Source organism: Aeromonas sp. 603607 (genome assembly GCF_049171595.1).
GTDB lineage: Bacteria > Pseudomonadota > Gammaproteobacteria > Enterobacterales > Aeromonadaceae > Aeromonas > Aeromonas veronii.
Window position 1 is genome coordinate 162,175 of record NZ_JAAKOV010000001.1, and the last position, 13,177, is coordinate 175,351.

The window sequence follows — 13,177 nt, forward strand, 5'->3', positions numbered from 1 at the left end:
TGCTCCCGTTTCATCGTCAAATCACAAATCAACCCTGACGAGCGAGCCAGCCTTTGAGCTCCACCAGCGTGAAGGGCCAGCCCAGCTCGCGGCCAGCCTCGTCCCGCAGCACCGGAATACGCACCCGATAGGCCTCAAGCCAGCTGGCATCGTCCATGATGTCGCAGCGGCGGGTCACATCGCTTGCCCCCGCCTCCTCCACCAGCGCCCAAGCTTGCTCACACAGGTGGCAACCGTCGGTGTGAAACAGGGTCAGCATCAAGCCTCAGCCTCCGCATGGGTGATGATCCAGCAGTTGTGGATGTGCTGGTTGCGCTCGAAATCCTTGGGCCGGGTCTTGCCGGTGATGTTCTGCGCTTTGAGACCGATGGCCTCGAGACCGGCCAGATCCATCTTGAAGTGGCGCTTGTTGTTGGAGAACACCAAGGTGCCACCAGCAGCCAGCAAACGCTTCAGGTGCTGCATGAGCAGCAGGTGATCGCGCTGCACATCGAAGCTCTCATCCATCCGCTTGGAGTTGGAGAAGGTGGGCGGATCGATGAAGATGAGGTCGTACTGCTCGTCCGCTTCAGACAGCCACTTCAGGCAGTCAGCCTGCACGAACTTGTGCTGACGGCCCACCAGCGAGTTGAGGCGCATGTTGTCCTGTGCCCAGTTGAGGTAAGTGCGCGACATATCCACTGTGGTGGTCTCGCTGGCACCGCCAAGACCCGCGTGCACGGTGGCACTGCCGGTGTAGGCAAAGAGGTTCAGGAAGCGCTTGCCCTTGGCCATCTGACCCAGCATGCGGCGGGTCTGACGATGGTCGAGGAACAGACCGGTATCGAGGTAGTCGTAGAGGTTGACCCACAGACGGGCACCATACTCCTGCACTTCCATCCGGTGCTGCTCTTCGGATAGCTTCTGGTACTGCTGCTTGCCCTCCTGACGCTCGCGTACTTTCAGGATCACCTTCTCGCCGTCCATCCCGGTCACCTTGATGGCGGCTTGCACCATGTCGAGCAGACGCTGACGGGTCTTCTGGGCAGGAATATCCTTGGGCGCCGCGTACTCCTGCACCACCAGATAGTCCTGATAACGGTCGATGGCGGCGTTGTACTCAGGCAGGTCGGCGTCGTAGAGACGGTAGCAGTCGAGATTCTCTTTCTTGGCCCACTTCTCGAGCGCCTTCAGATTCTTGCGCAGACGGTTGGCAAAGTCCTGTGCCACCTCTTTTTGCGAGGCCACGGAGTCCAGTGCGATTTGATAATTGCGCAGCTGACACTCGAGGGCGCCGTTGAACAGGCGATATTGTTTGTCGGCGCGCAGGCGCAGACAGCTGAGCAGCTCGGGCGATGCAGAAAGAATGGAGACTTTCCAACCCTGGAAGCTGCGACGCAGGGCATCGCCGAGGGCCTGATGCACTTCCAGCAGGGCCGGGAACTCGCCAAGACGCTCGCCATAAGGCGGGTTGGAGATCAGCATACCGACCTGGCGGGCCTCCCCTTGACCTTCTTCCCCTTCAACAGGGGCAGGCATCGGCAGCGGGTTTTCCAGCTTGGTGACATCGGCCTGCTTGAAGGTGATGAGATGGGCCACACCGGCCGCTTTGGCATTGTCGCGAGCTTTGAGCAGCACGCGCTGGTCGGCATCACAGCCAAACAGCTTCACTTCGCAACGTTGCATGCCGCGTTTGGCACGCACTTGCGCTTCCATCATCAGGCTCTGCCACAGCTCGCTATCGTGCTGCAGCCAGCGATCGAAACCGAAGCGCTCGCGGCGCAGCGCAGGCGCCATGTCGGCGGCGATAAAGGCCGCTTCAATCAGCAAGGTACCGGAACCGCACATGGGGTCCATCATGGGCTCACCGGCCCAGCCGCTACGGGCAATCATGGCGCAGGCCAGGTTCTCTTTGAGTGGTGCTTCACCCGTGCCCTGACGATAGAAACGCTGGTGCAGCGCCGGGCCTGACAAGTCCAGCGTGATATTGGCCTTGCCTTTGCCCAGGTGCGCCATGATGCGAATATCCGGCGCCTTTTTGTCCACGTCCGGACGCACGTGACCGCGCTTGGTGAAGCGGTCGACGATGGCATCCTTGATTTTCAGCGCGCCATATTGGGTATTGCGAATGGCAGGGTTGGTACCGGTAAAGTCCACCGCGATGGTAGAGGTACCGGAGAAGTGCTCTTCCCAGGGGATGGTGTGGGCGCCCAGATAGAGATCCAGATCGTCGTTCATCTGGAATTCGGAGAGCACCAGCACGATGCGGGAGGCAAAACGGCTCCACAGACAGGCCTTGTAGCCAATCGCCAGTTCGCCTTTGAAATGGACGCCAGCCACGGTCTCACGGACCTGCTCTGCGCCAAGATTGGTCAGCTCATCGGCCAACAGGTTTTCCAGCCCCTTGGGGCAGGTTGCAAAAAATTCTTTCATCACGCTCACGGGGAACCCATAAAAATAGTGCCGCATTATACCTCATCAGGCGGGCTGGAGCATGCAAAAGTCGGCGCAAACAGCAGGATGGAAACAGATTGATAGGTGGCGAAAAGGTAAAAGGCCCCATGACTACCCGATGGCGAGATCATGGGGCCAGACATCATTTAGCGGATCACTTCATACGAGCCTTGAAGCGGGGATTGCTTTTGCAAATCACGAACAATTTGCCCCGACGACGCACCAACTGACAATCGGGATGACGCGCCCTTGCGGATTTGAGTGAACAGACGACCTGCATTCAGGACTCCTTCTTGCTTGAAAATGCGCCAAAGCGCTTGTTGAAACGGGCCACACTCCCCTCACTCGATACCTGCTTCTGCTTGCCGGTATAGAACGAGTGCGACTGGCTGGAAACATCGAGCGATACGTAGGGATACTCCTTCCCGTCTTGCCACGTATAGCGGCGATCGCTCTTGATGGTTGACCCGACCAGGAAAAAGGCATCTGCTGCCGTGTCATGGAACAGCACCAAACGATAATCAGGATGAATATGAGGCTTCATGGCAACTCCATTTTGTTATGTTGTAACAAAATGTAAGTGAGAATAGCTCTCGTTTCAAGCATAAAATGTCGTATGTAGAAAATCGCAGCAGTGAGTGATGTGTTGATAGCGAGGTGGAGGCACTAGGCAAGCAGAACGAAACAAGAATGAGACACCATGCTTGCAGCACGGAAGACCAAGATACTGCGTGGGTCAGAACACAAGGTACAAGTGGATGTAATAAGCCTCAGAGAGGCTGGATCACAACCATGAAGATCAATGAGAATGGGCAAGATGTTCGCGGATCAATGAAGGATCAGAAACGAGGCGCGATTGAGGTGTCCACAGTTAAAACAGGCAGCGGTGTAATCACAGAGATAAAAAGATTGATGAATATATATCAACTGACCTGACGATATTGCTCGGTCACGGTAATACGCGGCTTCATCCGGTTATTCATCACCTTGATCACCCCGAAACGCGGCAGAGTTTTACTGGTGGTCAATACCAGATCGGCTGTGAGGTTCAAACAGACGCTGGCCTGCTCCCCTGTCTCAATGACCATAAATTCGCCGTTGCCATGAGGTGTATTCATCAAGACCAGATCACCGTTTTGCGGGATCACTTGCGGATGCTGTTCACTAAAAAACCAGCTTTGCGGCATCAGGGGTTTATAAAAACGACTGACCGCGATGGCATTAAGCACCAACTGAACCTGATGGGGAATACTCCACTCAAGTTCGACTGCTTTATCCATCAACTGATAATAGAGGGCTGCATCATCGACACAAAAAGGTTGGGTCGTAAACGAGCTGGGCACCAATTGCCGCCCTTTATACTCGGTCGCAAATAACATGTTATCAGACAGGTCCAACATCAGACGGTCACTCTGGGCATCATAGTGCCATTGCCAGCTATCGGTCGGTTGGATAAACATGTTGGAGCCCTTACTTGATAATTACCAGTTGACTTTATTCCATATGCAGGAAATCAGCAACGTCAAATAAAGGGCCCCGCCATCTATTTCTTAAATATTGGTCACAATCTCTTTGACCAACCCCGGCCCATTATAAATAAAGCCGCTATAAATTTGTACCAGACTGGCACCGGCGGCCAATTTTTCACGGGCGGCCATGGCACTATCAATACCACCCACACCGATAATTGGCAGAGCACCATTGAGCGCCTTGGCCAGATGACGGATCACCTCGGTACTCTTGTGCTGCAGCGGACGACCACTCAGGCCACCCGCTTCACCGGCGTGGGGCATGTCATAAATCATCTCGCGCTCGAGGGTGGTATTGGTGGCGATAACCCCATCAATACCATTCCGTACCAGCGACGCGGCCACCTGATCTATTTCTTCAAGGCTTAAATCCGGGGCAATTTTAACCGCCAGCGGCACATACTTTTTATATTGGGCTGCCAGCTCTTGCTGACGTACCTTGAGGGCTGCCAGCAATTCATCCAGCGCCTCGCCATATTGCAGCGAACGCAAACCCGGGGTGTTGGGGGAAGAGATATTGACGGCAATATAACCGGCATGATCATAAACCTTATCCATGCAGATCAGGTAATCATCCTTGCCCTGTTCGATGGGAGTGTCTTTGTTTTTGCCGATATTAATGCCGATGACTCCCTGATATTTGGCCTCTTTTACCTTGGCCACCAGATGATCCACCCCCTTGTTGTTGAATCCCATCCGGTTGATGATCCCCTCTGCCGGAATAACCCGGAACAGGCGCGGCTTGTCATTGCCGCTCTGGGGTCTGGGGGTGACGGTTCCTACCTCGATAAAGCCAAATCCCATGGCGCCCAGCGCGTCAATGCACTCACCATCTTTATCCAGACCGGCCGCCAATCCCACCGGATTGGCAAAAGAAAGCCCCATGACAGTGACGGGGCGTTTCGGCAAATTCTGGCGGAAGAAACAATCGAGTGGCGTACCGAGAAGGCGGGGCAAATATTTCATGGAGAGATCGTGAGCCTGTTCCGGATTGAGCTTGAACAGGAAATGCCTGGCGATGGGGTACAACATCTTTGCTCCTTAAAGAAAGCCCCGGCGACTGGCCGGGGCTTTGGGTGTAATGTCGGTGTCATGCCTTAATCTGGCAATTAAAGTGCCCGACAATTCAACTGGAGCAGGTTCAACTCTCGCAAGGCCACCGAGAACTTGGCGAACTCGTGGGTGCTGGTGGTCTTGAAGTCGGCCAACATGTGGGTCCAACGGGACAAGAGTTGCTCATGCTCCGAAATCCAGTCGGCCAGTATGGTAGCGCATTCTCCCTGATCTTTGCACCCTTCCAGTACCACAGAAGTGAGACTGCGTTGCTGCCAGTCCAGATCTTCGCGGAAGGAGGCTCGCGCCATCGCCTGCCAGTGGTTGCCGACCGGCTGATGGTTGATCTGGTCGAGGAACCAGTGAAGATCCAGTTTGGCCCCGAGGCGATAGTAAACATTGGCGGCGCGCAGAATATCGGTCTTGTGCTCCGCGGCAATCTGCGCCAGATCTAGGCTGGAGAAGAGGCTGCTCATATGGGCGACCTGACGGGCAATGGCCTCCGGCACCTGTTTATCCATCCACTTGGCAACAGCCTGACGATGCTCGGCCACTTCGCTCTCATCCATCACCTCGTAGAGGTGCTTCCCTAAGGTCTCGAACGCAGGACGGAAGAAGGCGATGTTCTCGCTGATGCTCCAGCTGCGATTGCGGGCACGCAGGAACCAGCGGGTGGCACGGCGCACAATGCGGCGGCTGTAGAACATCAGCTCGAGCTGAGTCTGGGCATCCACCAGGTTGTCGCACCCTTCGATATCGCGCCACAGCCGGTTCATGCCAAACACTTCGCGGGCCATGGCAAAGCAGCAAGCCACTTCGGCGACCGAGGCACCGGTTTCGTCCTTCATCCGGCTGGCGAAGTTGAGCCCCATGTCGTTAACCAGCATGTTGGCCACCCGGGTAGCGATGATCTCGCCGCGTAGCGGGTGATCGGCCAGCTGGGCACCAAACTGCTGCTGCACCTTGGCCGGGAAGCTGGTGACAAGCATGTTGGCCAGGAACGGTTCGTCGGTCACTTCCGGGCAATTGAGTTGCTCTTTCAGTACCATCTTGCCGTAGGCCACCAGCACCGCCAGTTCGGGGCGGGTCAGCCCCTGCCCTGCCGCCATCCGCTCGGAAAGCTCCTCATCAGATGGCAGGAACTCCAGCGCACGATCGAGCTTGCCTTCCCGCTCCAACCCCTGAATAAAGCGCTGTTGCTCTTTCAGTTGTTCAGAGCCGCGGAAGCTGGTGACCGAGATGGACTGGGACTGGCGATAGGCGTTGGTGATCACGATCTGCGCCACGTCGTCGGTCATCTCATACAGTATCTGGTTACGTTGCTTGAGGGTCAGATCCCCTGCCGCCACCAACTGGTTCAGCAGGATCTTGATGTTCACCTCGTTATCGGAGCAATCCACCCCCCCCACGTTGTCGGTAAAATCGGTATTGATGCGACCGCCCTGACTGGCGTACTCCACCCGACCAAGCTGGGTAAAGCCGAGGTTGCCCCCCTCACCCACGATACGGGCCCGCAAATCGCGACCATTGACCCGCAATGCGTCGTTGCTGCGATCCCCAACTTCCCCATCGCTCTCCCGAGCGCTCTTCACATAGGTGCCGATGCCGCCGTTCCACAGCAGATCGACATTGAGGCAAAGCAGCGCCTTGATCAGCTCGTTTGGCGCCATGCTGGCCTTGTCGGTGCCGAGCAGTGTCTGCATTTCTGGGCTCAGCTTGATGGACTTGGCCGAGCGCAGGAAGATGCCGCCCCCTTGTGATATCTGCTCGCGGTTGTAGTCATCCCAGCTGGAACCCGGCAGATCGAACAGGCGCTGGCGCTCGACAAAACTCTTGGCCGCATCCGGAGTGGGGTCGACGAAGATATGCATGTGGTTGAACGCGCCCACCAGCCGGGTGTGCTCGGAGAGCAGCATGCCGTTGCCGAACACGTCGCCGGCCATGTCGCCGATCCCGACGCAGGTAAAATCTGTGGTCTGGCAGTTGACGCCGATCTCGCGGAAGTGGCGCTTGACCGACTCCCAGGCACCACGGGCGGTGATGCCCATCTTCTTGTGGTCGTAACCGACCGAGCCGCCGGAGGCGAACGCATCGCCGAGCCAGTGGCCGTATTCGAGGCTTATTTCGTTGGCGATGTCGGAGAAGGTCGCAGTGCCCTTGTCGGCGGCAACCACCAGGTAGTAGTCATCCTCATCGTGGCGCACCACGGATTTGGGCGGGATCACCTCGCCTGCGATGATGTTGTCGGTCACATCGAGCAGACCACGGATAAACAGGCGATAGCAGGCCTTGCCCTCTTCCTGAATAACGGCGCGAGGGGCCCCCGCCGGCATCTGCTTGCAGTAGAAACCACCCTTGGCCCCCACCGGCACGATGACGGTGTTCTTCACCTGCTGGGCTTTGACCAGACCCAGTACTTCAGTGCGGAAGTCTTCTTTGCGATCGGACCAGCGCAGACCGCCACGAGCCACCTTGCCCCAGCGCAGGTGTACCCCTTCCACTCGTGGCGAGTAGACAAAGATCTCGAACTTGGGTAGCGGCAGCGGCATGTCGGTGATGCTGGACGGCGCCAACTTGAAGGAGATGTAGGGCTTGATGTTGCCCGCCTTGTCCAGCTGGTAGTAGTTGGTGCGCAGGGTAGCGTCAATCATCTCCACATAGCGGCGAATGATGCGATCGTCATCGAGGTTAGCAACCTGATCCAGCTTGGCGGCAAGCTCCTCGTGCAGCTTGGCCTGTACCTTTGCGTCCTGCTTGCCGGCAGGATCTAGGCGCTGTTCGAACAGGGTAAACAGCAGTTGGGTGATATCGGGGTAGCGGGTCAGGGTCTCTTCGATATAGGACTGGCTGAAGGAGACGCCGGTCTGGCGCATGTATTTGGCATAGGCTCGCAGCACAGAGACCTGACGGCCGGTGAGACCCGCCCCCAATACCAGCCGGTTGAAGCCATCATCTTCCAGCTGCTTGTTCCAGATGGCGGCAAACGCCTGCTGGAAGCGCTGCTGGCTCTGGGCCAGATCAAAGGGCTGCTCGCCATGCAGCAGCATGGAGAAGTCGAGGATCCAGAACAGATCGCCGCCCGGAGTGCGAACCTGATACGGAGTCTCGCCGATCACCCGCAGTCCCATGTTCTCCAGCATCGGCAGCACGTCGGAGAGGTGAATGGGCTCGGAGCGGTGGAACAGCTTGAGCCGTACCCGACGATCGTTCTCCTCCTCCTGCGCGCGGTAGAACAGCATGCCCAGCGGCTCGGCTTCGCTCAGGTTATCGAGCGCCATGATGTCGGCCACGGCAGAGCCAGGCAGCACATCTTCCTTGTAAGCACGGGGGAAGGCGGTACTGAAACGGCGACGCAGCTCGTTGCCACGGGCCTCGCCATAGTGGGAAAGCAGCACGGAGTCGAGTCTGTCGTCCCAGCTGCGGGCCGCTTCAATCAGGTTGTTCTGTACTTCGTTCACATCCACATCCACGTTGTTGTTGTTGACCCGCACTATGTAGTGGGTCCGCGCCAGCACGCCTTCGGTGAAGTAGACGTTGAACTCCACCTCTTCATTGCTGCCAAAATATTTCTGCAAAATATGCTGGGTCTTGATCCGCAGCGCCGTGTTGTAGCGCTCCTTGGTGACATAGACCATGCAGGAGAAGAAACGACCGTACACATCGCGGCGCACGAACAGCCGCAGCATGTCCCGCTCCTGCATCTCCAGCACGCCAAGGCCGGTAGCCAGCAGTTCCTCTTCACGGGCCTGGATCAGCTCGTCACGGGGATAGGTTTCCAGCACGTTCAGCAGCGCCTTGTAGGCGTGGGAGCCCTTCTCATGACCGGAGGCCGCCATGATGCGTTCGAGGCGATGGCTGATGAGCGGGATCTGGGTCGCGCTGGTGTTGTAGATGGAAGAGGCGTAGAGGCCGATGAAGCGATCTTCCCCGATCACCTTGCCATGCTCGTCAAAGCGCTTGATGCCGATGTAATCCACATAAGCCGGACGGTGTACCCGGGACTTGCTGTTGGATTTGGTGAGGATCAGCAGGTCAGAGCTCAGGGCGGCGTGACGGGCGCTGGCAGGCATGTTGCCAAGGCGCTGGCCTACCTCCTTGATGGAGTTCTTCATCAGCCCCAGGCTGGAGCTCGCCTGCGGCAGGATCTCGTGATCCCCCTCCACCGCCTTGACGTCGTAGCGGCGATAGCCCATCAGGGTAAAGTTGTGGGCAGCTACCCATTTGAGGAAGGCAACGCAGGAGGCCACCTCCTCCTTGCTGACCGGGTGCTTGCGCTTGGGCAGTTCGTCGATGATCTCATTGAGCTTGGCCAGCATGGGCTGCCAGTCGCCCACGGCAAGCGCCACTTCACCGGCCACCGAGTTGAGCTCGGTAGCCAGCGCGGCCATCTGCTCCTCGCTGGTGAGGTGATCGATCTCGATAAGGAATGCCGTTTCAACCGAGGTCTGCCCGTCGGTGTTGTCGAGTTCCAGAATGGCGTCAATCTTGCCATCCGCACCGCGAATGAGGTGCAGCGGTTGGTGCAGCATCATGTGGGCGGTGATATTGAGCCGTTTAAGCGCCATCCGGATGGAGTCCACCAGGAAGGGCGAGTCCTGCAGGATCACCTCGACGATGGTATGGGGCGATTGCCAGCCGTGACGGGTCAGCTCGGGATTGTAGACCCGGATGTAGGGATCGGTACCGCTGCGCTGATTGAGGGCATTCCACAGGCTCAGGGCCGCGCCATAGAGATCGCTGTCATTGCGATCGTGCAGGTCGGAGCTCGCCATGTTGCCGTAGAACTTGGCAACGAAGCGCTCGACCAAAGAGGCACTGTTTTTGGGCAACTTCTGATGGATCAGACTGAGAACGTTTTCGAGCAGAACTGAGGTAGGGGCGTCTTTCAATGCCATTTTTATATTCCTTATCGGACGACATTAACCACCGACGCAGAGGCAACCACCCTGGTTACCCGCTGGTGCAGAGTTGTTGCGAAGTGTAATGGCTTGGATAAGGGAAGGCGAGGAAAGGTGCTAACGAGATGTTAAAAACAAGGTGCAGATCACGGCTTAAACTGTGAGAAATTTTGCAAATAACCAAAAATACAGAAATTCCCACTACCTTTGTGCCAGTTTACCGGATAGATAGTGACGCAAAGCAGATAAACAGTCGGTAATCTGTTCGATTTTTGTTAATTTATGCGTTCGAGGCTGATAAAGCGGTAATCGTCCTGGGTTTTCAGCCGAAAATAGCCATGCACACCATTGATGGCGACAAAGGGCCGTATTTTTTCTATGCCAAGCTCCAGGGTCAATCCCTGTTCGCTGCGCACCACCAGCCGTCTGGCATGGCCCTGATACATCAGCATCACCTCGTCACTGCTCAATGAGAGCCGAAAAGTAAACTGCTTCACGCTTGCTCCTGATCACACGACAAATCACACAATAGGGGCAGGCGCATTCACGCCCCTGCCCCGTCAACACTTACTGCTGCAGCGCCTTGCTGACCTTCTCGAACAGATCCCGTGCCAGCCCCTCAAGGTTGGCAAGACGGGTCAGCTCGGCGCGGATCAGGGCCTTGCGCGCCTCATCCAGTCGCTTGAACTGGATAAGCGGAGTGATGAGACGGGAGGCCACCTGCGGATTCACCTCGTTGAGATCGATCAGCAGATCGGTCAGGAAGCGGTAACCGCTGCCATCCACCGCATGGAACTGCACCTGATTGCTCATGGCGAAGCTGCCGATCAGCGCCCGCAGCCGGTTCGGATTGCGAATGCTGAAAGTGGGGTGACTCATCGCCTGCTTCACTTCGCTCAGCACATCGGCAGCCGGCTTGCTGCCAATCAGCCGCAGCCAGTTGTCCAGCACCAGTCCATCCTTGGCCCACTTGCCTTCAAAATCGGCCAGCAGCGCGGCACGGCATGGCAGCAGATAGCCGTTGGCCACCTGTAGCGCCGCCAGGGTGTCGGTCATGTTGTCGGCGGTTGCGTACTGCTCGCGCGCCAGCGCATCGGCATGCTCCGCATCCAGCGCCGCCAAATAGCCGAGCACCACCCCTTTGAGGGCCCGTTTGGCCATGTCGGCGTGCACCACATGATAACCGTTCAGACGCAGGCTCTGATAGGAAGTCGCCAGGCGCGCGCCAAAGGCCTCGGCAAGACGGGTGTGGATCGCGTCGCGCACCTGATGGATGGCATCGATATCGGCCACCTCGAACAACTCGGCCAGGGTCGCTTCACCCGGCAGCGCCAGGATCTCCGCCTTGAGGGCCAAATCGAGATCGCTGTCGTCCAGAATGGCGACGAAGGCAGCAAGCAGGGTTTGGGATAGCTCAACCCCCTGCCCGTGCTGGACCCGTGCCACCCCGTCGATGACCGCCTTGTTGATCAGCATCTGGGCCGCATCCCAGCGGGCAAACTCGTTGCGAGCAAAGCGCATCAGGAAGGCGAGCGCTTCATCGCTGTAGTCATAGTGCAGTTTGACAGGTGCGGAGAAGTCCCGCAGCAGGGAGGGCACCGGCTTGACCGGCACCTGATCGAATTCGAAGGTCTGCTTCGCTTCCAGCACATCGAGCACGTTGCCGATGGCCTTGCCCTGATATTGCAGTGCAATGACGGCACCTTGCTCGTCATAGAGCTCGATGTCGAGGGGGATATGCAGCGGCAGCTTCTGCGGCTGATCCTGAGTCGGCGGGGTGTGCTGGCTCACATGGAGGCGATAGATACCACTGGCGGCATCGTACTCGTCGGTCACAGTCAGCTCGGGCGTGCCGGACTGGCTGTACCAGCGGCGGAAACGACCGAGATCCACACCGGACGCATCCTCCATCGCTTGCACGAAATCATCGCAGGTGGCGGCCGAGCCGTCGTGACGCTCGAAGTAGAGGCGCATACCGGCCTGGAAGGCCTCTTCACCTAGCAGGGTGTGCATCATGCGGATCACTTCCGACCCCTTCTCATAGACGGTCAGGGTGTAGAAGTTGTTCATCTCGATCACCACATCCGGGCGGATCGGATGCGCCATGGGGCCGGCATCTTCGGCAAACTGCGGGCCGCGCACGGTACGCACGTTGTTAATGCGGTTGACGCCGCGGGAGCCCAGATCGGAGGAGAACTCCTGATCCCGGAATACCGTCAGCCCCTCTTTCAGGCTGAGCTGGAACCAGTCGCGGCAGGTGACGCGGTTGCCGGTCCAGTTGTGGAAATATTCGTGACCGATCACCCGTTCGATACCGTGGTAGTCGCTGTCGGTAGCGGTGGCAGGATTGGCCAGCACGAATTTGGAGTTGAAGATGTTTAGCCCCTTGTTCTCCATGGCGCCCATGTTGAAGAAGTCCACCGCGACGATCATGTAGATGTCGAGATCGTACTCGAGGCCGAAACGCTGCTCGTCCCAGCGCATGGAGTTGATGAGGCTCTCCATGGCAAAACCGGCGCGATCGAGGTTGCCCTTGTCGACGAAGATCTCGAGGGCCACTTTGCGGCCGCTCTTGGTGGTGTAGTGGCTGCGCTCCACATCGAAATCACCGGCCACCAGCGCAAACAGGTAGCTCGGTTTGGGGAAAGGATCCTGCCACTGCACGAAGTGACGGCTGCCATCCAGATCACCGCTGTCGACCTTGTTGCCATTGGATAGCAGGAAGGGATATTTGGCTTTGTCGGCGGTAATGCGGGTGCTGTAGCGCGCCAGAATGTCGGGGCGATCCAGATAATAGGTAATGCGACGAAAGCCCTCAGCTTCACACTGGGTGCAGTAGGCATCGCCAGACTTGTAAAGCCCTTCGAGTGCGGTGTTGGCGGCCGGATCCAGCAGGGTGACAATGGTCAGCACACATTCGGCCGGCAGGTTGAACAGGGTCAGACTGCTCTCGCCTTGCTCGTAGTGGTCACAGGGAATGCCATCGATGGCAATGCTCTTGAGGGTCAGCTGCTCGCCATCGAGGACCAGCGGCGCATTGTGCTCGCCGTTGCGGCGAATGCGGGTGATGGCAGTGACCTGGGTCAGCGGCTCCTGCAGTTGGAAATCGAGGTCGATAGTGTCGATCCAGTAGAGCGGCGCCTGATAATCCTGGCGATATTTGGCCGTCATGGCCTGGGAGTGATCGGTCATTATTGTCTGCTTCCACGCTTGTTAAAGGCGAGAAAGAGGCTGTCACAACCAACTGGCGGGGTCAAACAATTT

Annotated in this window: 10 protein-coding genes; 1 reads left to right on the plus strand and 9 read right to left on the minus strand. The window is 57.6% G+C overall.

The window, feature by feature from the left end; all coding sequences use genetic code 11:
• Window positions 1-28: 28 nt before the first annotated feature.
• From G5315_RS00740 to G5315_RS00755, 4 genes are all read right to left on the minus strand, one after another.
• Window positions 29-259, minus strand: a complete 231-nt coding sequence (locus tag G5315_RS00740) for a glutaredoxin family protein (protein ID WP_201951089.1) — start codon at window positions 257-259, stop codon at window positions 29-31.
• Window positions 259-2,448 (minus strand): bifunctional 23S rRNA (guanine(2069)-N(7))-methyltransferase RlmK/23S rRNA (guanine(2445)-N(2))-methyltransferase RlmL, encoded by a 2,190-nt coding sequence (gene rlmKL / locus G5315_RS00745; protein WP_421262625.1) that lies wholly within the window; start codon window positions 2,446-2,448, stop codon window positions 259-261. The genes G5315_RS00740 and rlmKL overlap by 1 nt, the downstream gene beginning before the upstream one ends.
• Window positions 2,449-2,587: 139 nt before the next feature.
• Window positions 2,588-2,713: a type B 50S ribosomal protein L36 gene (gene ykgO, locus G5315_RS00750; protein WP_005336596.1), complete on the minus strand. Its 126-nt coding sequence runs from the start codon at window positions 2,711-2,713 to the stop codon at window positions 2,588-2,590.
• Window positions 2,714-2,977 (minus strand): type B 50S ribosomal protein L31, encoded by a 264-nt coding sequence (locus tag G5315_RS00755; protein WP_005336598.1) that lies wholly within the window; start codon window positions 2,975-2,977, stop codon window positions 2,714-2,716.
• Window positions 2,978-3,225: 248 nt separating this feature from the next.
• Between G5315_RS00755 and G5315_RS00760 the strand changes: the two genes are divergently transcribed.
• Entirely contained in the window at window positions 3,226-3,369 is a 144-nt protein-coding gene (locus G5315_RS00760) for a hypothetical protein (protein ID WP_254127550.1), read from the plus strand.
• Here G5315_RS00760 and G5315_RS00765 read toward each other — a convergent pair.
• The 5 genes from G5315_RS00765 to pepN form a co-directional block, all read right to left on the minus strand.
• On the minus strand, window positions 3,357-3,893 hold the full coding sequence (locus tag G5315_RS00765) for a cell division protein ZapC (RefSeq protein WP_216950796.1): 537 nt from the start codon (window positions 3,891-3,893) through the stop codon (window positions 3,357-3,359). The two genes, G5315_RS00760 and G5315_RS00765, sit on opposite strands and share 13 nt — an antisense overlap.
• Before the next feature lie 90 nt (window positions 3,894-3,983).
• Complete coding sequence (gene pyrD / locus G5315_RS00770; RefSeq protein ID WP_421258825.1) at window positions 3,984-4,994, minus strand: quinone-dependent dihydroorotate dehydrogenase; 1,011 nt, start codon at window positions 4,992-4,994, stop codon at window positions 3,984-3,986.
• A 77-nt stretch (window positions 4,995-5,071) separates the two neighbouring features.
• On the minus strand, window positions 5,072-9,910 hold the full coding sequence (locus G5315_RS00775; RefSeq protein WP_421332107.1) for an NAD-glutamate dehydrogenase: 4,839 nt from the start codon (window positions 9,908-9,910) through the stop codon (window positions 5,072-5,074).
• Window positions 9,911-10,188: 278 nt separating this feature from the next.
• A complete protein-coding gene (locus G5315_RS00780; RefSeq protein WP_033136823.1) occupies window positions 10,189-10,410 on the minus strand; it encodes a DUF2835 domain-containing protein in 222 nt (73 codons plus the stop codon).
• A gap of 70 nt (window positions 10,411-10,480) precedes the next feature.
• Complete coding sequence (gene pepN / locus G5315_RS00785; protein ID WP_421262627.1) at window positions 10,481-13,105, minus strand: aminopeptidase N; 2,625 nt, start codon at window positions 13,103-13,105, stop codon at window positions 10,481-10,483.
• Between the last annotated feature and the right edge of the window lie 72 nt (window positions 13,106-13,177).